This window comes from Colwellia sp. BRX8-9 (genome assembly GCF_014077245.1).
Taxonomy (GTDB): domain Bacteria; phylum Pseudomonadota; class Gammaproteobacteria; order Enterobacterales; family Alteromonadaceae; genus Colwellia_A.
In genome coordinates, this window is sequence record NZ_JACGVN010000087.1 from 1 (window position 1) to 251 (window position 251).

1 pseudogene is annotated in these 251 nt (G+C 41.8%); it reads left to right on the forward strand.

Annotated elements, in window-relative coordinates:
- Positions 1-251: pseudogene (locus tag H4J70_RS21085) on the forward strand (transposase); the annotation flags it as partial.

The following is a 251-nucleotide window of genomic DNA, read 5'->3' on the forward strand; positions in this document are numbered from 1 at the left end:
TGTGCTCATGCTGTCATGAATAATCACTTACATTTAGTCCTTCATGTTGATAGTGAACAAGCTAACAACTGGACGACGCTAGAGGTACTGTCCCGTTGGCATAAGTTGTTTAAAGGCACCCTGTTAACCCGTCAATATCAACAGGAGCAATCATTAACGACATTCGAAATGGCAATGGTTGAAGAAACAGCACAAGTCTATAAACAGCGCTTAATCGATATCAGTTGGTTTATGCGGGCATTAAACGAGCC